General features: G+C 64.8%; 23 protein-coding genes and 1 pseudogene. 11 read left to right on the forward strand and 13 right to left on the reverse strand.

Annotated features, from left to right (window positions below; genetic code table 11):
- Position 1: 1 nt before the first annotated feature.
- Complete coding sequence (locus BGI27_RS04245) at positions 2–2,083, reverse strand: methyl-accepting chemotaxis protein (RefSeq protein WP_170942954.1); 2,082 nt, start codon at positions 2,081–2,083, stop codon at positions 2–4.
- A gap of 183 nt (positions 2,084–2,266) precedes the next feature.
- On the opposite strand from BGI27_RS04245, the gene BGI27_RS04250 reads away from it, so the two are divergent.
- Positions 2,267–3,379, forward strand: a complete 1,113-nt coding sequence (locus tag BGI27_RS04250) for an ABC transporter substrate-binding protein (RefSeq protein ID WP_170942953.1) — start codon at positions 2,267–2,269, stop codon at positions 3,377–3,379.
- Positions 3,379–5,325 (forward strand): sensor histidine kinase, encoded by a 1,947-nt coding sequence (locus BGI27_RS04255; protein WP_095523664.1) that lies wholly within the window; start codon positions 3,379–3,381, stop codon positions 5,323–5,325. Before BGI27_RS04250 ends, BGI27_RS04255 begins: the two co-directional genes overlap by 1 nt.
- A 27-nt stretch (positions 5,326–5,352) precedes the next feature.
- Here BGI27_RS04255 and dinB read toward each other — a convergent pair whose 3' ends face one another.
- The 6 genes from dinB to BGI27_RS04285 form a co-directional block, all read right to left on the reverse strand.
- Entirely contained in the window at positions 5,353–6,483 is a 1,131-nt protein-coding gene (dinB, locus tag BGI27_RS04260; RefSeq protein WP_095523665.1) for a DNA polymerase IV, read from the reverse strand.
- A gap of 12 nt (positions 6,484–6,495) precedes the next feature.
- The gene (locus BGI27_RS04265) at positions 6,496–7,233 is read right to left on the reverse strand and encodes a zinc transporter ZupT (protein WP_095523666.1); all 738 of its coding nucleotides are present in this window, start codon (positions 7,231–7,233) and stop codon (positions 6,496–6,498) included.
- Positions 7,230–7,691 carry a Signal transduction histidine kinase gene (locus tag BGI27_RS04270; protein WP_095523667.1) on the reverse strand — a complete coding sequence of 154 codons (462 nt, stop codon included), beginning with the start codon at positions 7,689–7,691 and terminating at the stop codon, positions 7,230–7,232. The genes BGI27_RS04265 and BGI27_RS04270 overlap by 4 nt, the downstream gene beginning before the upstream one ends.
- 53 nt (positions 7,692–7,744) lie before the next feature.
- Positions 7,745–8,881 (reverse strand): pectinesterase family protein, encoded by a 1,137-nt coding sequence (locus tag BGI27_RS04275; protein ID WP_095523668.1) that lies wholly within the window; start codon positions 8,879–8,881, stop codon positions 7,745–7,747.
- Positions 8,882–8,964: 83 nt separating this feature from the next.
- A complete protein-coding gene (locus BGI27_RS04280; protein WP_170942952.1) occupies positions 8,965–10,158 on the reverse strand; it encodes an MFS transporter in 1,194 nt (397 codons plus the stop codon).
- A gap of 109 nt (positions 10,159–10,267) precedes the next feature.
- Positions 10,268–10,963, reverse strand: coding sequence for a Crp/Fnr family transcriptional regulator (locus BGI27_RS04285; RefSeq protein WP_095523670.1), 696 nt, complete (start codon positions 10,961–10,963; stop codon positions 10,268–10,270).
- A gap of 147 nt (positions 10,964–11,110) precedes the next feature.
- On the opposite strand from BGI27_RS04285, the pseudogene BGI27_RS04290 reads away from it, so the two are divergent.
- From BGI27_RS04290 to BGI27_RS04305, 4 genes and pseudogenes are all read left to right on the forward strand, one after another.
- Positions 11,111–12,247, forward strand: a pseudogene (locus BGI27_RS04290) (MalY/PatB family protein).
- A gap of 183 nt (positions 12,248–12,430) precedes the next feature.
- Positions 12,431–12,985 (forward strand): PadR family transcriptional regulator, encoded by a 555-nt coding sequence (locus tag BGI27_RS04295; protein WP_095523671.1) that lies wholly within the window; start codon positions 12,431–12,433, stop codon positions 12,983–12,985.
- Between the two features lie 28 nt (positions 12,986–13,013).
- On the forward strand, positions 13,014–13,301 hold the full coding sequence (locus tag BGI27_RS04300) for a DUF3861 domain-containing protein (RefSeq protein WP_095523672.1): 288 nt from the start codon (positions 13,014–13,016) through the stop codon (positions 13,299–13,301).
- A gap of 307 nt (positions 13,302–13,608) precedes the next feature.
- Positions 13,609–13,941: a PilZ domain-containing protein gene (locus tag BGI27_RS04305; RefSeq protein WP_095523673.1), complete on the forward strand. Its 333-nt coding sequence runs from the start codon at positions 13,609–13,611 to the stop codon at positions 13,939–13,941.
- 37 nt (positions 13,942–13,978) lie between these two features.
- Here the strand turns inward: BGI27_RS04305 and BGI27_RS04310 are convergent, their stop codons facing one another.
- Together BGI27_RS04310 and BGI27_RS04315 are read right to left on the reverse strand one after the other, a co-directional pair.
- Complete coding sequence (locus BGI27_RS04310; protein WP_095523674.1) at positions 13,979–14,497, reverse strand: SRPBCC family protein; 519 nt, start codon at positions 14,495–14,497, stop codon at positions 13,979–13,981.
- A 166-nt stretch (positions 14,498–14,663) separates the two neighbouring features.
- On the reverse strand, positions 14,664–15,554 hold the full coding sequence (locus BGI27_RS04315; protein ID WP_095523675.1) for a LysR family transcriptional regulator: 891 nt from the start codon (positions 15,552–15,554) through the stop codon (positions 14,664–14,666).
- A 135-nt stretch (positions 15,555–15,689) separates the two neighbouring features.
- Here BGI27_RS04315 and BGI27_RS04320 point away from each other — a divergent pair, with 135 nt between their 5' ends.
- Complete coding sequence (locus BGI27_RS04320; protein ID WP_095523676.1) at positions 15,690–16,403, forward strand: type 1 glutamine amidotransferase domain-containing protein; 714 nt, start codon at positions 15,690–15,692, stop codon at positions 16,401–16,403.
- 38 nt (positions 16,404–16,441) lie between these two features.
- Positions 16,442–17,542, forward strand: a complete 1,101-nt coding sequence (locus BGI27_RS04325; RefSeq protein WP_095523677.1) for an NADH:flavin oxidoreductase/NADH oxidase — start codon at positions 16,442–16,444, stop codon at positions 17,540–17,542.
- A gap of 52 nt (positions 17,543–17,594) precedes the next feature.
- On the opposite strand, the gene BGI27_RS04330 is transcribed toward BGI27_RS04325, so the two are convergent.
- Genes BGI27_RS04330 through msrA form a run of 3 tightly spaced genes read right to left on the reverse strand, consistent with a single transcriptional unit; the run spans position 17,595 to position 19,841 of the window.
- Entirely contained in the window at positions 17,595–18,497 is a 903-nt protein-coding gene (locus tag BGI27_RS04330; RefSeq protein ID WP_095523678.1) for a LysR family transcriptional regulator, read from the reverse strand.
- Positions 18,490–19,299: a tRNA threonylcarbamoyladenosine dehydratase gene (locus BGI27_RS04335; RefSeq protein ID WP_095523679.1), complete on the reverse strand. Its 810-nt coding sequence runs from the start codon at positions 19,297–19,299 to the stop codon at positions 18,490–18,492. The genes BGI27_RS04330 and BGI27_RS04335 overlap by 8 nt, the downstream gene beginning before the upstream one ends.
- Entirely contained in the window at positions 19,296–19,841 is a 546-nt protein-coding gene (gene msrA / locus BGI27_RS04340; protein ID WP_095523680.1) for a peptide-methionine (S)-S-oxide reductase MsrA, read from the reverse strand. The genes BGI27_RS04335 and msrA overlap by 4 nt, the downstream gene beginning before the upstream one ends.
- A gap of 418 nt (positions 19,842–20,259) precedes the next feature.
- Between msrA and BGI27_RS04345 the strand changes: the two genes are divergently transcribed.
- Together BGI27_RS04345 and BGI27_RS04350 are read left to right on the forward strand one after the other, a co-directional pair.
- Positions 20,260–20,820, forward strand: coding sequence for a DMT family transporter (locus BGI27_RS04345; RefSeq protein ID WP_170942951.1), 561 nt, complete (start codon positions 20,260–20,262; stop codon positions 20,818–20,820).
- A 3-nt stretch (positions 20,821–20,823) separates the two neighbouring features.
- Positions 20,824–21,198 carry an EamA family transporter gene (locus BGI27_RS04350; protein ID WP_095523682.1) on the forward strand — a complete coding sequence of 125 codons (375 nt, stop codon included), beginning with the start codon at positions 20,824–20,826 and terminating at the stop codon, positions 21,196–21,198.
- Between the two features lie 40 nt (positions 21,199–21,238).
- Here BGI27_RS04350 and crcB read toward each other — a convergent pair whose 3' ends face one another.
- Entirely contained in the window at positions 21,239–21,616 is a 378-nt protein-coding gene (crcB, locus tag BGI27_RS04355; protein WP_095523683.1) for a fluoride efflux transporter CrcB, read from the reverse strand.
- 156 nt (positions 21,617–21,772) lie between these two features.
- On the opposite strand from crcB, the gene BGI27_RS04360 reads away from it, so the two are divergent.
- Positions 21,773–22,678: a LysE family transporter gene (locus BGI27_RS04360; protein ID WP_095523684.1), complete on the forward strand. Its 906-nt coding sequence runs from the start codon at positions 21,773–21,775 to the stop codon at positions 22,676–22,678.
- The last annotated feature ends 46 nt before the right edge of the window (positions 22,679–22,724 follow it).

A 22,724-nucleotide genomic window follows, 5' to 3' on the forward strand; every position in this document is an offset into this window, starting at 1 on the left:
GTCAGCTGATGCGGAAACGCTGCGCCAGCTGATGCATCTCCTCGGCAAGCGTGCTCAGCATGTTTGCCGCGTTCGAGGTCTGGCTGGCAGCGTGTGCGCCCTGTTCGGAGTCCTGGGCGATTTCTTCTACGCGCCGCGAGATCTCGTGCGTGGTGCTGGCCTGTTCGCGCAAGGCGTCGAAGATGGCCGCGACTGCTTCGGCCGAGGCGGCGACCGCCCCCTGGATCTCGGTGACCGCATCGCCTGCGCGGTGGGCCAGATCCACCCCCTCGGTGACGCGCGAGGTCGCGGCATCCATGCTGTCGGCCACGCTGCGCGTGCCTTGCTGGATCATCGCCACCATCTGCGTGATTTCCACGGTCGAGCGGCTGGTGCGTTCGGCGAGCCCGCGCACTTCGTCGGCGACCACCGCGAAGCCGCGCCCCGAATCGCCGGCGCGTGCGGCTTCGATGGCGGCATTCAACGCCAGCAGATTGGTCTGGTCTGCGATCTCGCGAATTACTTGGACGATGCTGCTGATGTGCGCGGAATGGTCTTGCAGTGAGGTGACGGCCTCCACTACCTGCTGCACGGCACTCGAGATCAGGCTGATCTCCTCTGCGGTCTGGCGGATGATCCGCCCGCCACTGTTCGCCAGTTGATCGGTCTGCTCCGACAGCGCTTTCGACTCGTTGGCACGATCCCGCATCTGGTCGACCGAAACCGACATCTGCTCAATCGCGGAGGCCATCGCGGCGGCGGCCTGCGATTGCCGCCGCGCGGCCAGCGACCCTTCACCCGACGTCTCGTTCAGTGCACGCGCCTGCGGGCCCATGGTGGCGATGCGGTCCACCAGGTCCGCCACTAGTTCGTGCAGTTTGTTGCGCATGATCGCGATCTGCGTGAGTACCTCACCGATCTCGTCATACATGCCGATCGGCAGCGGTGCGGAAAGATCGCCGCTTTCGGCAATGCCGCGCAATAGCTCGCGTGTCTTCGCCATGTTGCGCGCGAGATAGCTGATCATGGCCGCGAACATCGCGATGCCGGCCAGCAGCGACAGGGCGATGGCCACAAGCCCCAGCGTTCGCCGTTGCCTGGCTTCCGCCAGCGTTTCCAGGGCGGCGGCATCGGATTGCTGGCGCGAGGCTTCCTGCTGCGCCAGGATGAGCTGTTCCAGCGCCAGCCAGGCTGGCGTGCCGTCATGGTTCAGGGCGGCAATCGCTGCGTCGCGCTCCCCGGCCCGTGCCTGTGCCACGATGCCGGCCCGCAACTGGCGTTCAATCTCGTGCTGTGCGCGAATTTTCTCCAGCGCCTGACGTTCGCCATCGTCCTGCGTCAGTTGTCCGGCCCGGGTCAGCGCGGCCATGAACGCCGTGTCCGCCGTCTCCAGCCCGGTGGCGGACGTGGAGTTCTGCGGGTCCAGGATCACGTTGCGCAGCGCCTGCCCGGCTTGCAGCCCCTGCGCGTGCATGTCGGCATAAGCCTGCAGACGGATCTGATCGCGTTCGATGAGGTTGCGCAATTCCGTGCCGAGCACCTGCTGTCCGTATTGGGCGATGCCCGCGCCCAGCAGCATCAGCAGTGCGAATACCAGGAAGGTTGCCCAGAAACGCCAGGCCAGGCGGACGTGCCGGTTGAACGAGACCAGTCGGCCGAGACCCCCGGTGGGCAATGTCCGGCCGCCAAGCAGGTGAGGTGCCCGGCGGGCATGCAGTTGGGCGAACAAGGCCTCGGTGGTCTGGATCTCGCTGCGTGAGGCCTCCGTGCGGACCGACATGTAGCCCGAGCCATCGGGCAGGCCCGTCAGGTTGGCGCGTACCCAGTAGTGGTCGCCGTTCTTGCAACGGTTCTTGATTACGCCGGTCCAGGGACGGCCAGCCTGGATCGTGGCCCAGACGTCGCGGAACACTTCGGGAGGAACGTCCGGGTGACGCAGCAGGTTGTGCGGTTGCCCGACCAGCTCTTCCCGGGTGAAGCCGGAGATTCCGATGAAGGCATCATTGACGTGCGTGATGTGTCCCCGCGCGTCTGTCCGGCTGATGATCACCTTGCCTTTGGGGAACGGGCGTTCCTGCCCGGTCACGGGGTGGTTGATGCGCATCTTGCTCGACCATTCTTGACATCGTTTGCGTTCAAGATATGCAGCAGCCATTTGTCGGGATCACTCCGTGCCCGCAAGGACAGGCGGGGCAATAGAATGGAGTGGGCGCATGCCGCGCCGCGTGGAAGATGCCGGGGTATGTCGAGGACATGGCATGACGGAACTGATCGGATGCGGGTGGATATGCTGAAACTGTTGCGTACGTGGAGCGTTCCGGGCCTGGCGCTATGCCTTGCACTCATGGCTGGCTGCGGTCGTGAGCCGCCGTTGCGTGTCGGACTGCTGGCCGAGCTGTCGGGCAATTCGGCCGATTTGGGCGAGGCTGCGCGCAATGGCGCTGCACTCGCGCTGGATGAGGCCCAGGCCAGCAATCTGCTGGGCTCGCGCAAGGTGGTGCTGCGTGTGCGCGATACCGGCGAATACCCGGCTTCGGCGCGCGAGGCGCTGGGCGTCCTGCTGATGTCGGGTGTGGATTTCGTGGTCGGCCCCGGCACCAGCAGCATGACTGCCGCGGTGCTGCCGGCGGTGGATGAGTTCGGTGTGGTGATGATCTCGCCTTCGGCCTCGGCACTGGCGTTGTATGGCGTCGACGATTATCTGTTCCGCGTGAATTGGACTACGCGTGACAACGCTGGCCATTACGCGCGGTATTGCCACGCCCGGGGTTTCCGCCGCCTTGCCGTGGCGGTGAATGCCGACAACCGTACCTATTCGGAGAGCTGGCTGCAGGAGTTCCGCACGGCGTTCGAACCGCTGGGCGGCCGGCTGGATACGGTGCGTTTCTTCGATCTAAGGGCCGACAGCGTGTCGCCGCTGGTGGACGATCTGCTCGCTACGCCGAGCGACGCCTTGCTGTTCGTCGCCAGTGCGGCCGATACCACGCGTCTGGCGCAGCAGGTGCGCAAGCGGGATGCGCGGCGTCCGCTGATTGCTGCGGATTGGGCCGGCACGCAGCAGCTCATCGAACTGGGCGGGCGCGCCGTGGAGGGGTTGCACCTGGTGCAGAACTTCGACGTGGAGGATCGTTCCCCGCGCTTCCAGAAATTCGTCAATGCCTATCGGGACCGTTTCGGGCGGGAGCCCTCGTTCCAGAGCGTGATGGCGTATGACGCCATGTCGGTGGCTTTGCAGGCAGCGGCTCGGCAGCCGCGCGGCAGTACCTTCAAGCAGACGCTTCTGAGCATGGGGCCGTTTCATGGCTTGCAGCAGTCGCTGGATTTCGACGTCAATGGCGACATTCAGCGGGCGGCCTATTTCATGCGTGTACGTGATGGTCACTTCGTGCGGGAGCAGTGATGAAACGCGCTGACTGGCATCTGCACGGTGCCTTGATCGTGCTGCTGTGCGTGGCTTCGGCCACCAGCTTTCTGCTGGCGGGGGGGCTGCTGCTGCTCTGGCGCCTGCCCCAGATCAGTGCTGATACCCGGGCGGCACTCATCGCGGATGCACATGAAGTGGCCATGCGTGCCGAGGAGCAACTGCGCGCGCAGAACATCCAGCTTGAGCTGCTGGCCCGCATGCTGATCGAATCCCCGGCCGGGCTGCCCGACGCAGTGCTGAGCCAGGCCGTGACACGTGGCGGTTTTTCCGCGGTGTATCTCGTCAGTGCGGATGGCCGTGTGGGCCAGGCGGCGGTCTCCAGCACGCTCGGCGTGGCGCGTGCGCGCGAACTGGTCGGCAACGATCTGAGCGCCTCTCCGTTGTTTCTGCGCCTGCGCCGGGAGGCACGCTTGAGTTGGAGTGACAAATACGTCTCGCCGGTGAGCAATCGCGTGGCCGTGGGGATCGGCGTGCCGGCCGGCGATGCGGTGCTGATCGGCGAGGTGGCTCTGGCCGGCATCGCCCGCTGGGCTGAGGTCAGCGGGAGCGGCAAGCAACTGTGGATCGCCGATTCGCGTGGCGAACTGCTGGCCGACAGTGAGGATGCCGAGCGTGTCGGAGTGTTCAGCCTGGCCAACCAGCCGCTGTTCGTGCGCGTGCTGCAGCAGGGCGGGCCGCAGGTGGGGCATATGAGTCTGGAAAAGCAGGATTTCGATGCTGCCGTGGTGCGCTCATCGTTGCTCAACTGGTATTTCGTGGCACGCAGCGCGGGGGGCTGGCGCAACCCGCGCGCGCGCACCGCCTTCGAATACGCCTTCCTCGGGCTGGGGTTCTCGTTGGGGCTGGCCTTGTTGCTCGCCCCCTGGTGGGCCACCCAGATGGCGCGGCCAATTTGCCAGATCAGCGCGCGGGCCGGTGCCGTGGCGCGCGGCGACAAGGTTCAGCCCTGGCCACGCAGCGGCATCGCCGAGATTGACGAGCTTTCGAACCGGTTGGCGGCAATGGACGAGGCGATCCGCGCCCGCGAGCACGAATTGCGCGAACTCAATGCCGGGCTGGAGCTGCGCGTGCAGCAGCGCACGGAGGAGCTGGCGGGCGCCAATGCCGAGCTTTCCGGCAGTCTGCTGCGGCTGCACCAGGCCCAGGACGAGCTGGTTCGTGCCGAGAAGCTGGCCGCGCTGGGCGCGATGGTGGCCGGCCTGGCGCACGAGCTGAACACGCCGGTCGGCAACAGCTTGATGGCCACCTCGACGCTGCGCGATGCGCTGCTTGCTTTCCGCGAATGCGTGACGCGCGGCGTGCGCCGTTCCGAGCTGAATGAATTCCTCGCCGCGGCGGATACAGGTACCGACATCGCACTGCGCAATCTGCAGCGCGCGGCCGAGCTGGTCAGCAGCTTCAAGCAGGTGGCGGCGGATCAGGCCAGCTCGCAGCACCGTGCCTTCATGCTCGACGAAATGGTGGCCGAGGTCGCTCTCACGGTACGCCCGCTGCTGCGCAAGCATGGTGTGGTGCTGGAGATCGATGTGCCGGCGCAGATCCGCATGGAGAGCTATCCGGGGCCGCTCGGCCAGGTGCTCACGAATCTGCTGGTGAATACCACCATGCATGCCTTTGCCGGCCGGGAAGGCGGGCTGGTGGTGGTGAGCGCGCTTCCAGCCGAGGCCGGGAGGGTGTGCATCGAGGTTCGCGACGATGGCGTGGGCATTGCCGCCGAGTTGTTGCCACGCATCTTCGACCCCTTCGTCACCACGCGTCTGGGCAGTGGAGGTACCGGGCTGGGCTTGCACATCGTGCACAACATCGTGGTGCAGGTGCTGGGTGGCAGCGTTGGCGTACAGAGCACGCCGGGCGAGGGCACGGTCTTCGTGCTGGAGCTGCCGACCACCGTGCAGGCGTCACCGCAGGCCGACATGCCCTGATACGGCCGATTGCGTCGGCCGACCGTATCAGTCCAGCGCCAGTTCCGGTTGCATGGGCTCGGCCAGTGGGCTCAGGTGGCTGGCGCGCACGCCCAGCAGGCGAAGGCGCTGCTCGAGCGGTACGCGCTTGAGGCATTCGCCTGCGGCGCGCCGGATCATGCGCGCATCCGTGGTGGCTTCAGCCAGCGTGATGTCGCGCGTCACGCTGCTGAAATCCGCGTAGCGCAGCTTGATGCCGATGGTGCACGCCATCACCCCCTTGCGCACCAGGTCCGCCGCCACGCGCTCGCACAGCGCGGTAAACAGCTGGCCGAGTTCGGTGCGGTCGTTGCGGGCATGCAGGTCACGCGCGAAGGTGGTTTCGCGGCTCACGGACTTGGGCTCGCTGTGGGTGACCACCGGGTGCTCGTCCAGGCCGTGCGCGGCGGCATGCAGCCAGCGGCCGTAGTGCTGGCCGAAATGGCCGCACAGCCAGTGTTCGTCGGCCGCCGCCAGTTCGCCGATGCTGCGGATTCCCAGTGTGGCGAGCTTCTGGTCGGCCTTGGGGCCGATTCCGTTGATCTTGCGTACCGGCAGCGGCCAGATGCGTGTGGGCAGGTCGTCCATGCCCAGCAGCGTCAGTCCGTCAGGCTTGTCGAGGTCGGAGCCGATCTTGGCCAGCAACTTGTTGGGCGCGATGGCGATGGAACAGCGCAGCCCGGTGGCCGCCGCAACGGAGTCCTTCAGCCGGCGTGCGAGGCTGGCGCTGTCTTCTTCGTGCGTGCTGAGGTCGAGGTAGATCTCGTCGATGCCGCGATCCTCGATCTGGGGAACGATTTCCCGCACAGCTGCCTTGAACAGCCGCGAATAATGCCGGTAGGCGTCGAAGTCGACAGGCAGCAGCAAGGCATCAGGGGCGAGCTGGGCGGCTTTCATGAGACCCATCGCGGAGCCCACCCCGAGCGCGCGTGCTTCGTAGGTGGCGGTGGTGATCACGCCACGGCCGGCATAGTCGCGCAGGCGGGCGCAGCGCAGGCTGCCGTCCGCCTGGCGTTGCGGTGCCGGCACGCTGCGCCCGCCGATCACCAAGGGCTGGCCGCGCAGCTCCGGATAGCGCAGCAGTTCGACCGACGCGTAGAACGCGTCCATGTCGAGATGGGCTATGCGCCTGTCACTCATGTGCCGGAACGGTCAGACGAACAGCAGCAGGCTGACCGCCATGACCGCCATTCCCGCGATCAGGCCGCCGATGGCGATGTGGTGCTCGCCATATTCCTCGGCCGTGGGCAACAGTTCGTCGAGCGAGACGTAGACCATGATGCCGGCCACGGCAGCGAAGATGACGCCGAAGGTGGCGTCGCTGAACAAGGTGCGCAATACCAGATAGCCGATCAGCGCGCCCACGGGTTCGGCCAGTCCGGACAGGGCCGACAGCCAGAAGGCCTTGCGCCGGCTGCCGGTGGCGTAGTGGATGGGCACCGAGACCACCATGCCTTCCGGGATGTTGTGGATGGCGATCGCCAGTGCGGAAAACAGCCCCATGCGCATCAGCCGCCCTTGTGCATGCGGCGGCAGCTCGCGACCAGGCTGGTCCGCCCGCGGGATGTTGCCGATCTCGTGCGGATTCTCGTAGGAGGGAATCAGCCTGTCGATCAGGGCAATCAGGGCGATGCCCGCGAAGAAGGCCAGCACGGTGTAGCTGTAGCCGAGCTTGTCGCCGAAGGCGAGGCTCAGCGAGTCGCGCGCCTTGACGAGGATCTCGACGAAGGAGACGTAGATCATCACGCCGGCGGAGAAGCCCAGCGAGCCGGCCAGAAAGCGCGGATTGAAGTTGCGCGAGAGCAGCTCCATGGCGCTGCCGATGGCTGTCGACAGCCCAGCGAACAGCGTTAAGCCGAAGGCGATGAGGAAGTTGCCGTGCTCGATCATGGTGTCCGCTGAGCGGGCAGGCCGTTGCGTTCGATGCGGTCCTCCAGCTCGCCGATGGCCGCAGCCAGCGAATTGCCGGTTTCCTCGATGCGCTTGTGCAGCTCGGCCCGTGCCTCGGCATCGCGTTGCGCGAGCATCACGAGTTCGGAAGCCAGGTAGCTGCGCAGTTCGGTGAAGCGTGAGGCTTCGGCCTGGTCGGCCAGCTCGCGGCTCGCACGGGTGTCGCGGATCTGGCGGCGGGTTTCCAGCAACACGCCGGTCTGCAGGTAGAGGATGAACACCAGGAAGGCCGCCGAAACCAGCAGCAGCAAGCCCAGCATGATCAGGCCCAGTGGTGCGTTGATGGTGGCGACGGCGAGCGAGAGCGTGGTGGGCGCCATGATGGCGATCCAGTTCAGGACGACGAACAGGCCCGCGAAAAGCAGGACGACGAGCAGGACGGCTGAACGCAGGGTCATGGCTGAAGTCTCCGCAAAAGTGGAGCTCGCATCATACCCGCGCGCCCGGGCGTTCAGGCAGCGCCGGGGCCGTGGTTGGCGTACTCCCAGAGGCGGTTGCAGTGCGGATCCGCGTCGACCTGGGCCAGTGTGTCGCAGCCGCGGAAAGGGCGCGCGCTGGTGGCCGCTGGTGCCCAGGGCGCCTCACGCCGGAAATGCGCATCGATGAAGGATTCGCGGATCAGCAACTGACCGTTGGCCGTGATGCCGGGGCGGTAACCCTCGCGTGCGCCCTCATCCCAGGCCCGGCCGAGGCTGGCTCCGTCAGGCGTTACGCCGGCGTCGCAGCGGAAACGGCAGTCTTGCGCCAGGAAGCCCCAGGGATGGCTTGCCGGCGTGCTGGGTGCAAAGACGATGCCGGTCGGGCGGCGCGCGCTACGCATCAGGAATTCGCACTGCTCGAACACCGCGCTGGCCGCGCCGAAGAGGAAATCCACGTCACCGGCGATGCGGCAGTCACGTGCCAGCACGCGCACGATGCGTTCGCGCGCATTGAGGAAAAGCGTGTCGTGCAGGCTGTCCAGATCCAGCCCCAGCAACTGGGTACGGTCACCGTCGACGCGCAGGGCTACGGCCTGGGCCTGGCGTGCTTCGGGTGCGGGCGGGAAATCGTTGCAGAGGCTCAGGTTGGCGATCACCAGATCCGTTGCCTGGCTCCATACCGTGGCGGTGCCGAAGGTGCCCAGTGCGTCACCTTCCGGCCGATCCGCCTGAGACTGGTACATCGCCCAGGCCGGATCTCCCGGCTGGAAGCGGCCATCGGCATTGACCCGGGCGCGATACTCGCCGATCGACACTGTCGCCACCAGATCCAGGCACAGGCGAACCTCTCCGCGCTGCTGCCCGAGGCCGATGATGCTCAGTGGCGGCGTGCCGGCCGGGATGTAGACCGCGCCCCGGTATTCGCCCGGCAGCACATGGATGGTCTGCCGTTCGCGCCGGCCGCTGGCGATGGCCGCATTGACGGCCGCCTGCACGCTGGCGTGATGCCCGGCGCCGACCAGATGGTCCGCCACAGTATGTGGCTCAAGTATCTGCGGCAGCCAGGGCTCGGTGTCAGGGCTGGCGAAACTGCCGGCAAGACGGAAATAGGCTGCGGAGGTGAAGTGTTCTGCTTCGTGGGGAGGAAGCTGGGGGCGGTCGGAGGGCAAGATGCTGCACCCGTGATTGGTAGCGGTAACACTAGCATTCAGCCACAGCCGACTCAAGCCGGGCAATGCCTGCGGGCTTCTTTCTATTCGGAGCGCTGCCGCAGCGCGGCGTCACGGCGGAAGCCACGGTCGGCCTGCCAGCTGGCGATACCGGCGACGCTGCCGATGATCACGAATACTGGCACGGCGCCGAATAGTGCCGCTATCGCGCCATACGCCGAGGGCGCGGTCAGCCCTATAGCGTTGCCCATCATCGAGCGCAGGCCTTCGCCTTCACCGGCCTTGCTGGGCGGCATGGCGCGGTAGACCAGGCTGAGGATGTTGGGTTGCCCCACGCCGCCCGCCAGCCCGAAGCAGAAGCCCAGTACGGCATGGATCGCGCCATGGCTGGCGAAGGGCAGCAGCAGGAATACCGTGGCGGTGAGACCGAAGGCCATGGTCATCATGCGCCACTCGTTGAAGCGGCGGGACAGCCAGGGCATCAGTGCGCGTACGGCGAAGGTGCCCATGGCGAAGGCGGAGAGGATCATGCCGATGGTGGTGGCGGAGAAGCCGCGTTCATGGCCCAGCACCGGCGTCATGAAGGCAAAGCCGTCGTAGGCCATGGAAACCACCATGGCCAGTAGATAGATGCGCAGCAATCCCGGATCGGAAAACACCATGCGCACCACGCTTTCGCCCTTGGCCTTTTCCTCGCGCGGCGGGCGGTTGCCGCCGGGCAGGGGAACGAAGCGGGCCAGCACCAGGCTGGCGAGCACACACACCGCCAGCACGCCGTAGGCGGCGGAGAAGTCCCAGTGGTCCAGCACGAAACCGCTCATGGCCGGTGCGCTGACCGACGACACCGAGCCACCCATCGCCAGCCAGCCGAGCATGCCGACCCGCTCACCCTCGTGCTTCACCGGCATCAGGCTCACCGCGACGTTGGCTGCGAGCATGAAGCTGGCGAAGCCGAAACCGCAGACCACGGCGGACATCAGCACCGTCGGCGCCCAGGGAAGTGCGGCGGCCAGCACCAGGCCGCCGAGCATGATCAGTTGTGCGGTATGCATCACGCGCCGTGTACCGACGCGGTCTATCCAGCGCCCCATCAGCAGTGAGAGCAGCGCGGGCAGCAGGCTGTAGCCGCTGTAGGCGATGCCGGCCATGGCCTTCGAGCCGGTGTGTTCGAGCATGAACAGGGAAGCGGTCACCCGCCCCCCGCCCATGGTGACGTTGGCGAGGATGGAAACGGCGATCAGGGCGATCACCTGGATCTGGTTACGGCTGAGTGACATAGCCGATATTGTAACCAGTTCGCACAAAGTCATCCGTCAGGGGAAATGCGGCACGAGACGGGGCGGGGCGCCATCCCGGCCGTTGCCGCCGCACGACCCCGGAAGCTGTTCAGGCCTCGAAGTCGCGCAGGTGAGCCACGTCCGGGATATGGATGGTCTTGCCGTCCAGTTGCACCAGGCCTGCGTCGGCCAGGCCGTGCAGGATGCGCGATAAGGTTTCGGGAGTGACCGACAGCCGCGAGGCGAGCACCTGTTTGCTGGTGGGCAGGTCGACCGAGAGTGAGCCCTGTGCTTCATCGGCAGCGCCGCCGGCGCTGAGCAGGAAGCCGATCAGGCGCTGCGTGGAAGAACGCAGCGCATAGCCTTCCACGTCGCGCACCAGCGAGTGCAGGCGCAAGGACATGCCGGCGAGCAGGCGGCGCGCGAAATGCGGATCATTGTCCAGCACCGAGAGCACCGCTTCGCGCCGCACGCCAAGCACCAGCGATTCGGTCAGGGCCGAGGCTGTGACCGGGAAGGGGCGGTCGAGGAACATCATCGCTTCGCCGAAGCTCATGTGTGGCGGAATGATCTCCAGCACCTTCTCGTTGCCGTTCGGGGCGCTCACCGCCAGCTTGATTTGGCCGTGCGCCACCATGAAAAAGCCGGTGCAGGGCGAATGTTGGCGGAACAATACCTCGCCGCGCGCCAAGCGGTGTTCGGTGGTATCCGCGGCGATGCGGTCCAGTTCGTGCGGCGCCAGCGCGGAGAACAGCGGCAAGCGACCAAGCAGGCCGCGCACGTCGGCTTTGGGAGGAGTCTGCATCGGGGATACCTCGTGGGTGGCGTGTCCGCATGTTAGCCGGGCGGGCGCTGGCGTGAAACTGCGCCGCCTGCAGGGTTGTCCCAACCCCGTCTGTATAGAATGCGGTTTCCAGCGTTCACTATGGCGCTCATGACAACAAGGCCTGACATGCAATCTCTGTTCGACAATCCGCCCGACCGTCTCCAGTCCGACAGCATCAAGTGGCAGCGCTATGCCGGCCGTGAGGTGTTGCCGATGTGGGTCGCCGACATGGACTTCGCCGCACCCGAGCCGGTGCTTGCCGCGTTGCGCGCGCGCATCGACCACGGTGTGTTCGGCTACGCCCACCCTTCCGCACAACTGGCGCAGACCGTGGCCGAGGCCATCGCGCGTGACCATGACTGGCAGATCGAGCCGGACTAGATCGTCTGGCTGCCCGGCGTGGTCCCCGGCTTCAATCTCGCCTGCCGTCTGGCCGGTGAGCCCGGCGCCGGTGTACTCACCTTCCCGCCCATCTACCCGCCCATGCTCACGGCACCGGGCAATGCTTCGCGGGGGCTGTTGCGCAGCGCGCTCAAGCTCGTCGGCAGCCGCTGGGAATACGATTGGGACGGGCTGGACGCCCTGCACAAGGAGGATGCCCGCCTGCTGCTTCTGTGCAATCCGCACAACCCTGTCGGCCGTGCCTGGACGCGCGATGAACTCACGCGCATGGCCTGGCAGGCGGAAAAGCACGACTGGCTGATCTGTTCCGATGACATCCACTGCGGTCTGGTCATCGACCCCGCCGCGCGTTACACACCGATCGCCGCGTTGGATGAAGCCGTGGCCCAGCGCACCATCACGCTGATGGCGCCTTCCAAGACCTGGAACATCCCTGCCCTCGGCTGCGCCTTCGCGGTGATTCCCAACGCCCACCTGCGTCGGCAGTATCAGATCCTCGCGCGTGGCCTGATGGCCGATGTGAACGTGCTCGGCCTCACCGCCTGCGAGGCGGCCTATCGTGACGGTGGCCCCTGGCGTGCAGCGTTGCTCGACTACCTGCATGGCAACGCCCAGCGCCTGCATGCTGCAGTCAATGCCATTCCGGGTCTGCATATGACGCCGGTGGAAGCCACCTACCTCGCCTGGATCGACTGCCGTGCACTGGATCTGCCCAGTCCGCAGAAGCATTTCGAGGCCCACGGCCTGGGCCTTTCGGATGGCCGCGATTTCGGCCTGGAGGGCTTCGTGCGCCTGAATTTCGGCTGCAGCCGCGGCCTGCTGGACGAAGCCATCGTCAGGCTGCAGGCGGCATTGACCTGATACAGCCGGTGGCCCGTACGCGCACGGTGTGGCAGTACCTCGCCGCGCGCGAATGGATGCATGTGTCACCCATGAGGGATACGTAAAGATATATCTTTTCTCTTGGCTGTCACCAGTAAAAGATATATCTTTTTCGTGGGCCATCCATTCTGGATGAGCTCAAGACCCCCTTGGGAGATTGACATGCGAGACATGCACAAGGGCCATGGCGGCCCACACCACGACAGACACCATCACCACGGCAAGGCCGGCATCGAGAAGGAATTCCGGGGCGGCATGGGCCGGCGGATGTTCGAGCAAGGCCATCTCCGGCTGCTGATCCTGAGCCTGCTGGAAGAACGGGCACGCCATGGTTACGAAATCATCAAGGCCATCGAAGAGCTTGCCGGTGGCGATTACACCCCCAGCCCCGGCGTGATCTACCCGACGCTGACCTTGCTGGAGGAAACCGGCCTGGCGAGCGTGAGCGAACTTGCCGGCAAGAAGCAATACGCCATCACCCCGGATGGTGCGGCGCTGGTCGCCAGCGAAGCCGAAGCGCTTGCCCGTGTGCGTGCCCGCCTTGGCGCTGCGGAATCGGTGGCCGAGGCCCGTCGTTCCCCCGAACTGCAGCAGGCCATGCACAAGTTCAAGGCGGCGCTGCATCAACGCCTGAGCCAGGGCGAGGCGGATACAGAACTCACCCGGAAGATCGCGACCGTGATCGAACGCGCGGCACAGGACATCGGGCAGGCTTGAGCCCGGTCGCTTCACGAAAGGACAGAACATGCAGAAACATCATTACCGCGTCACCCTGGATGCCGTGGATGCCGAAGGTACAGTGCTGGCGGACAGTGCGCCGCTCCGTTTCGTGGCGCGCTGCCATGACGACATCTTCGCCATCGTCGAGCGTTCGCGTCAGCGCGGCCAACTGAGCGCTGACGATGCCGCAGCCATGGCCGTCGGCCTCAAGCTTTTCGGCGAGATCGCGCTGGAAAATCGCAAGGATCCTCTGTTCAGCCAGATCTCGCAGGATCTGGGCGCTTTCATCGGCAAGCTCAAAGGCACCCGTTGAGGAGGCGTCATGCGTTCCTTGCCTGCGGGTGTATCGACTCCCGTTCCTTCAGTCTCAGGCGGGGCGCATGCAGGCTGCCGCTCCGTGGCGATGCCGTGCATTAAGGAAAGGTGGAAATTCGTCGCCCTGTGAATGTCATGGGCCCATCCTTGATATTCCATCGTGCTGAATTCGCGCGCCGCCTGTTTTTGCCCGGATACGTGTTTGGTCAATGGCCTTCGATGTTCAGGGCACGCAGGGCTTGGCATGGAGGATAATTCCGTGTGCCTGAGCTTTCAGGCGATACATCGATGAGGCCGTGGGAGTGATGATGGAGGAGCGCGGACAATCTCTGCGCAAGGGATTTCGTACGCTGGCGACGGTGCGTGTGGCCCAGCATGTTTTTCAGGTGCGTACGCTGGAGATCAATCCGAGCGGCATAGCACTGGCCGTCGCCGCCAACCCGCCCGTTGGAATGCTGCTGGAGCTGGATCTGTCGATTCCCGTGCGCGGTGGCCCGGCCCGAGTCCACGCCAAGGGGCAGGTGACACACAGTGTGCTTTCAAGTGCAGAGGGCGGCTTTCGTGTCGGCGTGAAGTTCGTGGCGCTGGATGAAGCCGCCAGGAACGCAATCGACACCTATCTGCATCCTGCCGGCTGACCAGGCCGGCGGAATCCCTGAAAGCAGCCTTTTCTGTCTAACGGGCCCTCCTGGCCTTGCGCGCGGCGGCAATCATGCCCTTGAGCCACTGGTCGTGACCGTTGATCATCGGATTGGGCTCGGCCGAGGCCAGAGCCCGCGCCGGCTCGCCGCGCTGGGTTTCCTGTGTGAGGATGCGCAGCCTGCCGCCTGGCAGATCTTCCAGCAACCAGGCGTGATGAACATCCAGACGGTCTGCCGGCGTGCTGCCAGCCCACCCGTGCCATGCCACACGCGCCGGTTTTCCGCTGGCGGGGGCGACATGTTCGACCACTTCTGCCTCCACCGGGAAGCCAAAGGTTTCGAAGTGGAAACGTACGCCCTCCGCCAGTTCCGGGCCTTTGCCATCATGAAAGCGGACGTTGGCCGAGTTGGCGTAATAGGTCGGCCAGCGCGACGGGGTGTTCAGGAAAGGCCAGACGCCTGCCACGTCGAGACCTGCGACGATCATTTCGTTGGAGGCGAAGTTGTCGGTGAAGCCGGGGACATAGCCTTCCGGCCAGATGATTGTGTTCATTGAGTACTCCTTGTGATCCGAGGATGCCGTGGCGCTTCCGGCAGGAAGCACGTTGGCGCGTGATCACAGGATGCATATCGTCCGGATATGAATCCAATCGCGATTCCGTATTTGATGCATCACGTTTCGTGATATCTGGCATGTCGCTGCAGCGCCTGAGCGCCACTTACGGTCCGGTGCGTCGCTCTTTCAGTGCGTGCATTTTCTCGCGCAGATGCTCGGCCACGAATGCTGCGCGTGCGGAAAGGGGCCATTCCGCGCGGTGGACCAGCCACAGCGGATATGGGTCACCACTCAGCGCCACCTTGATTGCCGCAGCTTCAGCGAAGGATTGGCGGGCATGGCGGGGGATCACGGTGAAGCCGAATCCCCGGGCGACCGCATCGAGGATCAGGCCGACCTGATTGATGTAGCCGCGGCGCGGCAGGCGACGAACGCCGGGGTTGCCGGGAAAGGCGCGGCTGAACAGGCGGGTGGCCATGGCTGGGCCGTCAGGGTGCTCGATGAAGCCCAGGCGGGCGAGATCGTCCCAGGAGGTCACCATCTGCCCGGCGGGCACCACCAGTTCCAGCACTTCCTCGGCGAATTCGCTGGCCGAGAGGCGGGGGTCGTCCGGTCGCAGGGTGACGATGCCGAAGTCGTACTGCTTCTCCCGCAATGCGTCGATGATCTCCGGGTCGGGCGCGAAGCGGTGGCGGATCACCAGTCCGGGGTTTTCCGCCTGCAGCGCCAGCAATGGTGCGTGGATGGCCAGGCCGACGCTGCCGGGGGTGGTCAGGCCGACTTCGCCGCGATGCGCATCGGCATCGGCCAGGCGCACCTTCAGGCGGCGACCGGCCTGCTCCACTTCGTGGCAGTAGTCCAGGAAGGATTCACCGGCCGGCGTCAGCTCCAGCGCACGCGGATGCCGTACCAGCAGCGGGCCGAGCTGTGTCTCGAGCTCACGTACGTGCTGGCTGACCGCGGCCTGGGTGAGATTGAGGCGGATGGCTGCGCGGGTGAAGCTGCCTGTGTCGGCAAGTGCCAGGAATGTCTGGATCCATTGCGGGCTGAACACAATGAACTCTTATGGATTCGATAAGTTGCGATCAGTTTATCTTAATCGAAGCGCTCTCTAAGCTCCGTTGTCCGCACCGTTTCCCGGTGCCTGCCTTTCATTCCGCAGCACCCATTTTCCGGAAAGGATTTCCCCATGCCTCCCATGTTCAAGATTCTCGTGATACTCACCTCCCACGCCACGGCGGGTGGTAGCGGTCAGGCCACCGGATTGTGGCTGGAGGAGTTCACCACGCCCTATTACGCTTTCGTGGATGCCGGAGCACAGGTGGATGTCGCCTCGATTGCCGGGGGCAAGGTGCCTATCGATCCGAATTCGGTGGCGGCGGAAGGGAAAAATCCGGCCAGCGTTGAGCGTTTCCTGAAAGATGCTGCCACGCGTGCGAAGCTTGATGGCTCGCAAAAGATCGACACCTTGAAATCCGCAGGTTATGACGCCGTATTCATGCCGGGAGGCCACGGCACGATGTGGGATCTGCCGGCAAGCGACCGACTGGCAAAGCTGCTGACGGAAGCCTGGGGCGAGGGCAAGGTGATTGCTGCGGTCTGCCATGGACCTGCGGGGCTCGTGAATGCCAAGGATGAGAAAGGGCAGCCACTGGTGGCCGGCCGCCGTGCGGCTGCCTTCACCAATACAGAGGAAGTGGCCGCCGGCATGGACAAGACCGTGCCCTTTGCGTTGGAAACGCGCATCCGCGCGCTTGGCGCGCGTTACGAAAGCGGTCCGGACTTCCAGCCTTTCGCCGTGCGTGACGGACGTCTGGTCACCGGTCAGAATCCCGCTTCATCGGAGAAGGTTGCCGAACTGGTGCTGCAGGCTGTTCGCGAATCGGCTGCCGGCAGGCATTGAGGCGAGCATTCCGTCACCCATCACGCAAGGACTTCCGCATGTCATCCCTGTTTTCTCCCTTCACGCTCAAGGATGCCCGGCTGCGCAATCGCATCGCGGTGCCACCGATGTGCCAGTACAGCGCTACCGACGGCTTGGTGAACGACTGGCATCTTTCGCATTACGCCAGTCTGGCCCGTGGTGGTGCCGCATTGGTGATCGTCGAGGCAACCGCCGTCTCGCCCGAAGGGCGCATCACGCCCGCATGCCTGGGGCTGTGGTCGGATGAACAGGCCGCCGGCCTGGCGCGTATCGCGGCAGCCATCAGGGCTGCCGGCGCGGTTCCCGGCATCCAGATCGGCCATGCCGGCCGCAAAGCCAGTGCAAACAGTCCCTGGGAAGGTGACGATCATATCCCCGCGGATGACCCGCGCGGATGGGAAACCCTCTCTCCCTCGGCCATCGCCTTTGGTGCCAACCTGCCGCGCATGCCGACGGAAATGGGCACGGATGACATTGCCCGCGTTACCCGTGATTTCGCCGCCGCCACACGGCGCGCTCGCGAGGCCGGCTTTGAATGGCTGGAGCTGCATTTCGCACACGGTTATCTCGCCCAGAGCTTCTTCTCGCCGCATGCCAACCAGCGGTGCGACGGTTATGGCGGCGATCATGCAGGTCGTGCCCGCTTCCTGCTCGAAACGCTGGCGGCAGTACGCGCCGAATGGCCCGAGCGCCTGCCGCTCACGGCGCGTTTCGGTGTCATCGAGTATGACGGGCGAGACGAGGAAACCTTGGCCGACTCCATCGAGCTGGTACGCGAATTCAGGGCCGGTGGGCTGGATCTGCTCAACGTCAGCGTCAATTTCTGCATTCCCACGGCGAAGGTACCCTGGGGCCCGGCCTTCCTGGCGCCGATCGCCGAGCGGGTGAAGCGCGAGGCTGGTCTGCCGGTGGCATCCTCCTGGGGGATCGAACGCGCGGCCGACGCCGAGCGTGTGGTGGCCGACGGGCAGATGGATCTGGTCATGATCGGCCGTGCGATGCTGGCCAATCCGCACTATCCCTATGCGCTGGCCAAAAAGCTCGGCCTGGACCCTTCCTGGGTGCTGCCGGCGCCGTATGCGCATTGGTTGGAGCGTTATCGCCTGGAGGCGGACTGAGCGGCGATTCGCGCAGGTGCTCGGCCGTGTCTGCGCATGGCCGACGTGCCGGTCATGCGGTGCCGCAACTTGCCACCAGCAATTCACGCAGCCAACGTTGGCCGGGGCTGCCGTGATTGCGTTCATGCCAGACCAGCATCTTGGTGAAGCCTGGGATCTCGACGGGAGGATCGAACAGACGTAGCCCCGGCACGTCTGCCACCAGGCGTTCGGGCAGCACAGCCACCAGATCGCTCTGGCGCAGGATTTCCGGCAGCACCAGAAAACTCTGCACGGACAGGCTTACCCGCCGTGTACGGCCGGCTCTGGCCAGTGCCTCGTCGGTCACGCCGCTGAAGCTGCCGCCGTTGTAGGAAACGAGTGCATGTTCCAGCGCACAGAAGCGATCCAGGCTCAATGCCGGTTCGCCGGCAGCCGGATGATCCATGCGCATCACGCAGACGTAGCGCTCATCGAACAGGCGGCGCGCATGCAGATCGGCCGGCGTGCTTTCTGGCGTCAATAGCGCGAAATCCAGCTCGCCGTGCTCCAGTTGCGTCTGGACTTGCACTTCCCGTACCGGCAGCAATGCCACCCGTATCCCCGGCGCCCGTTGCTTGAGTGCTGAGAGGAAGGGTAAGGCCACCGCACTCAGGGCGTAGTCGGTCGCTGCGATGCGGAGCGTAAGGTCGGCGGTGAGTGGATCGAACTCCACCGGCTGCAGCAGCACATCGAGTTCGGCAAGGATCCGTCTGAGCGCGGGTGCCAGCGCCAACGCCCGTTGTGTCGGCACGATGCCGCGCTGGCTGCGGACGAAAAGCGGATCGTCGAAACCGTCGCGCAAGCGTGTGAGCATGCCGCTCATGGCGGGTTGGGTGACGTTCAGGCGTTCGGCCGCGCGCGTTACGCTGTGCGTGTCGAGCAGCGCATCCAGCGCCTTGAGCAGATTCAGGTTCAGCGTACGCAGGTCACGCATCCGGGTTGGCGAACTGGCGCAGGGCGACGGCAGCCGCGAAGAAGCCGAAGCTCGCGGTGACGCACACGCCCGAGCCGTAGCCTGCGCAGGAAAGCCCTTGCGGTGCGTCGTCCGTGGTGCAGGCGGCAGGGCGCTGCAGTGGTTCGGTGGAGTAGATCGTCGGAATGCCGAATTTGCGTTTCTTGTCCTTGGGAAAGCCGTGCGTCTTGCGCAACTGGGCGCGTACTTTGGCAAGCAGCGGGTCCTGCTCGGTCCGGGAGAGATCGTCGCAACGGATGCGTGTGGGGTCCTGCTTGCCGCCGGCGCCGCCTGCCATGACCAGCGGCATGCCGTGTGCCGCGCACCAGGCGGCCATGGCGATCTTCACGCGCACCTGGTCGATGGCGTCCACGATCAGATCATGACCAGGCAGCAGGGATGCGAGGTTTTCCGGTGTCGCGAAATCTTCCACCACGCGGACCTGACAGGCCGGATTGATGGCGAGGATGCGATCACGCATGGCGTCCACTTTGGCCATGCCCCAGGCCGGATCCAGCGCATGGATCTGCCGGTTGGCATTGGATTCGTTGACCATGTCCAGATCGATCAGCGTGAGCCGGCCGATGGCGCTGCGTGCCAACGCCTCGGCGACCCAGGATCCCACGCCGCCGATGCCGACCACGCAGATGTTGGCCGCGGCGAAGCGGGCGGCGGCAGGTTCGCCGTAAAGACGGCCGACACCGCCGAAGCGGCGGGTCAGATCCGGCTCGCTCGTGGCTGCCGAGGCTAAAGGTGTCGCCGCCGGGGGATTGGATGAATTCATGGAAACGTCTGGCGCAGGTGCACGAAGGTCTTGCGGAACTTGATGAGTTTTGGGGCGATCACATAGGCGCAATAGCCCTGGCCGGGATTGTGCCGGAAATAGTCCTGATGCTCCTCACCGGCATCGAAGAACGGACCCGCCGTTTCCAGAGTGGTGACGATGGGCCTGGGGAAGGATGAGGCCCGTTCGGTGAGCAGTGCCCGGGCGGCGGCATGTTGGCTATCGTCAAAGTAGAAGATCGCGGAGCGGTACTGGGTGCCGACATCGTTGCCCTGACGGTTGAGCTGAGTGGGGTCGTGGATCACGAAGAAGACTTCGAGCAGTTGGCGATAGCTGATCACGGCGGGGTCGAATTCGATCAATACGACTTCGGCATGGCCGGTATTCCCCTGGCAGACGGCTTCGTAGCTGACGTGGTCAGAGAACTTTCCTCCCATGAAGCCACTACGCACGGAATGTACGCCTCGTAGCTCGCGAAAGGCGGCGTCGAGACACCAGAAGCAGCCTCCTGCAAGGCTTGCACGTTGAATGGCGATCTCCATAAGAGGCTCCTCTGAGTATGCTGTTCAAATTTGCAAGAATCGTCCGGAAGTACGAATCCCGGCAAACAAAGGTCAAATTGCTGTTTTTGTAAGACAAGAGACCTTACAATTCAGTCAATTATTTTTCGTGGTCATGCCCACGAGAGCCGCTGACGGCGGCTGATGCAGCCAGGCGCCTGGCTCCTGCCTTCGTTACGATTTTCACAGAGGTCGTAACGGTTTTGTCTCCAATCTGTCCTCCGTTGTAGCCGTCGCCTACCAGGCGACGGCTCTTTTTTTGAGAGCGGTTTGGCTGCGACGGATTGCCTCTAGGCGCAGGTGTACCGGTGTACGGACCAGGCCAGCACGTCTGCGGTGGCTCTGCCCTTCCCTCATGCTGACGCGCCAAACTCTGGACTCCTTTTTCCCGGAGTCCGCCGTGCCCGCGCTTTCCAACAGGATGCTGTACGTCTGCATCTGCCTGATCTGGGGTTCGACCTGGATGGCCATCACCTTTCAGTTCGGCACGGTGGATCCTTCCGCCTCGGTAGCCTATCGTTTCTGTCTTGCCGGGTTGATCCTGCTGGCCTGGAGCGCGTGGCGCGGCGAGGGCTGGCGCCTGCCGGTGCAGGCGTTGCGTTGGGCTGCCCTGCAAGGTGTACTGCTGTTCGGCATCAGCTATAGCCTGACCTATGAGGCGGAGCGGCATATCGCGTCAGGGCTGATGGCAGTGCTTAATTCCAGCATGTTGCTGTTCAACCTGATCGGCATGCGCATTGCCTTTGGCCGCCGGCTGGATGCCAGATCTCTTACGGGCGCCGGTCTGGGCTGTCTGGGCATCGTGCTGGTGTTCTGGCCGGAACTGGGCAGTATCGATGATCCCTCTGCCTGGCTGGGCGTGGCATTCGGGCTGGCCGCCGGCTTGTTGGCCTCAATGGGCAATCTGGTGGCCCAGCGGAACCATGAGGCGCGTCTGCCGTTGCTGGTGACCACCGGCTGAGGCATGCTTTTCGGCGCGGGGGCCGCGGTCATTGCCGTGCTGTTGCAGGGCAAGCCCCTGGCTTTCGATTTTCGTCCGACCTACATCGCTTCGCTGCTGTATCTCGCCCTGTTCGGCTCAGTGATTGCCTTTGCGGCCTATTTCACGCTGCTGGGCCGCATCGGTGCCGGGCGGGCGGGTTATGTGGCTGTGGCGGTGCCGATCCTGGCGTTGCTGCTGTCCGGGTTCTTCGAGGGTTTCGTGTGGCGGATCTGGACGGTGCTGGGTATTGCCAGCGCGGTGCTCGGCAATCTGATCATGCTGGCCGAGCCGGCAGGGCTGTACCGGTGGCGGGTGTGGCGCCGCAGCGCCCGTGGGGTTTCATCTTCAAGCGCGTGAATTTGGGCCGCTTTGCCCAGCGTTCGCAGGCAGAACCGTGTCAGCCCATGTGCGCCAGCAACCGCCAGCTGGCCAGGCCGGCCAGCGTGGCGATCAGCGAACCACCCACATGCAGGCCGATCGCCACAATGGCCATGAGCATCTGCCCATGCTGCAGCAGTTGAGTCACTTCGGCGGAGAAGGTGGTCAGACCACCGAGGAAGCCAGTGATCACGAAGAGTTTCCAGGCCGGAGAGAGCCCCGTGTACTGTGTGAAGAACGCCAGCGACAGTCCGATCAGGTAGCCGCCGACTAGGTTGGCGACGAGGGTGCCGAGCGGGATGGCGGGAAACAGATTGTTGAATGCGCATCCCAGCAGCCAGCGCGCGATTGCGCCGAGTGCGGCACCGAGGCTGATGGCGATGACGGATTGAAGCATGATGGCGTGGGTGTTTTGGGGTGGAGAACGCAAGCATAGCGCTGGTCGGTTGGCTTGCGCACGCCCTGCGGCAGAGGCTATGCGCCGGTATGATGCCGTTTCGGGCGGAGCTGCCTGCCGGCGGTCCGTATGCACGGGTCACGAGGATTTCATCGCATGAGTTTCAATACCTGGCTGGCTTTCTTTGTCGCGGCATGGGTCATCAGTCTTTCGCCCGGGCCCGGCGCGCTGTCATGCATGGCTGCTGGGCAGCGTTTCGGTTTCCGCCGTGCGTTGTGGAATCTGCTCGGATTGCAGTTGGGGCTGGTGTTCCTGATCGCATTGGTCGCGACCGGTCTGGGGGCGCTGCTGGCAACCTCGCAGCACCTGTTCGAATTCGTGAAATGGGCCGGTGTGGGCTATCTGCTCTGGCTGGGTGTGCAGCAGTGGCGGGCGCCGGCGCGGCCGCTGGTGGCCAGCGAAGCCGGGCCGGGGGATGCCCGTGCGCTGGCGCTGCGTGCTTTTCTGATCAATACCAGTAATCCGAAGGGCATTGTTTTCATGCTGGCTGTGCTGCCCCAGTTCGTCGATCCCGGGGCGCCCCAGGCCCTGCAGTACATGATCTGCGGCGCCACTCTGGTCTTCACGGACGTGGTGGTGATGTGCGGTTACACCTTGCTGGCGGCACGTGTGTTGCGTTCGTTGAGCGATCCGCGTCATCTGCGCTGGCTGAATCGTGCCTTCGGCAGCCTGTTCGTGGGGGCCGGCATGTTGCAGCGGGTTTCCGGCGTTGAGCTCCATGGTGCGATGCCTGGCATGGATTGCCTGTGTCGGCCTGCTGTTCGCCTGTTCGGCTCGGCAATCCGCGCCCGAGATACCAAGCGAGGTTTCCGTGCCGCCCACCGGCAAGCCGGACGAGGCTGCTACGCCCAGGCCGCCCGTATCGGCGGGCGGAGAACCGCGTTCGCAGCAGCCTGCCGGGATGACGCCGCAAGGTTCCACGCGTGCCCGTGCTCTGGCCCATGCCCGTGCAGGTGCGAAGGCTGGCCCCATCGAGGCCCGCTACAGCTGCAGCTTCCGTAACGAGACGGGCTATAACGGTAGCAGTCGGGCACGCATCGAGGCAGGA

The organism is Candidatus Dactylopiibacterium carminicum (assembly GCF_014736495.1).
Lineage (GTDB): Bacteria > Pseudomonadota > Gammaproteobacteria > Burkholderiales > Rhodocyclaceae > Uliginosibacterium > Uliginosibacterium carminicum.

Bases quoted from the DNA above. Each gene is read 5' to 3' on its own strand.
- BGI27_RS04300 (WP_095523672.1), top strand. From the start codon at position 13,014: ATGCAGAAACATCATTACCGCGTCACCCTGGATGCCGTGGATGCCGAA.
- BGI27_RS04255 (WP_095523664.1), top strand. From the start codon at position 3,379: ATGAAACGCGCTGACTGGCATCTGCACGGTGCCTTGATCGTGCTGCTG.
- BGI27_RS04335 (WP_095523679.1), bottom strand. From the start codon at position 19,299: ATGAATTCATCCAATCCCCCGGCGGCGACACCTTTAGCCTCGGCAGCC.
- BGI27_RS04330 (WP_095523678.1), bottom strand. From the start codon at position 18,497: ATGCGTGACCTGCGTACGCTGAACCTGAATCTGCTCAAGGCGCTGGAT.
- crcB (WP_095523683.1), bottom strand. From the start codon at position 21,616: ATGCTTCAATCCGTCATCGCCATCAGCCTCGGTGCCGCACTCGGCGCA.
- BGI27_RS04320 (WP_095523676.1), top strand. From the start codon at position 15,690: ATGCCTCCCATGTTCAAGATTCTCGTGATACTCACCTCCCACGCCACG.
- BGI27_RS04360 (WP_095523684.1), top strand. From the start codon at position 21,773: ATGAGTTTCAATACCTGGCTGGCTTTCTTTGTCGCGGCATGGGTCATC.
- BGI27_RS04265 (WP_095523666.1), bottom strand. From the start codon at position 7,233: ATGATCGAGCACGGCAACTTCCTCATCGCCTTCGGCTTAACGCTGTTC.
- BGI27_RS04280 (WP_170942952.1), bottom strand. From the start codon at position 10,158: ATGTCACTCAGCCGTAACCAGATCCAGGTGATCGCCCTGATCGCCGTT.
- BGI27_RS04305 (WP_095523673.1), top strand. From the start codon at position 13,609: ATGATGGAGGAGCGCGGACAATCTCTGCGCAAGGGATTTCGTACGCTG.
- BGI27_RS04245 (WP_170942954.1), bottom strand. From the start codon at position 2,083: ATGCGCATCAACCACCCCGTGACCGGGCAGGAACGCCCGTTCCCCAAA.
- BGI27_RS04325 (WP_095523677.1), top strand. From the start codon at position 16,442: ATGTCATCCCTGTTTTCTCCCTTCACGCTCAAGGATGCCCGGCTGCGC.
- dinB (WP_095523665.1), bottom strand. From the start codon at position 6,483: ATGAGTGACAGGCGCATAGCCCATCTCGACATGGACGCGTTCTACGCG.
- BGI27_RS04310 (WP_095523674.1), bottom strand. From the start codon at position 14,497: ATGAACACAATCATCTGGCCGGAAGGCTATGTCCCCGGCTTCACCGAC.
- BGI27_RS04250 (WP_170942953.1), top strand. From the start codon at position 2,267: ATGCTGAAACTGTTGCGTACGTGGAGCGTTCCGGGCCTGGCGCTATGC.
- BGI27_RS04350 (WP_095523682.1), top strand. From the start codon at position 20,824: ATGCTTTTCGGCGCGGGGGCCGCGGTCATTGCCGTGCTGTTGCAGGGC.
- BGI27_RS04295 (WP_095523671.1), top strand. From the start codon at position 12,431: ATGCGAGACATGCACAAGGGCCATGGCGGCCCACACCACGACAGACAC.
- msrA (WP_095523680.1), bottom strand. From the start codon at position 19,841: ATGGAGATCGCCATTCAACGTGCAAGCCTTGCAGGAGGCTGCTTCTGG.
- BGI27_RS04270 (WP_095523667.1), bottom strand. From the start codon at position 7,691: ATGACCCTGCGTTCAGCCGTCCTGCTCGTCGTCCTGCTTTTCGCGGGC.
- BGI27_RS04285 (WP_095523670.1), bottom strand. From the start codon at position 10,963: ATGCAGACTCCTCCCAAAGCCGACGTGCGCGGCCTGCTTGGTCGCTTG.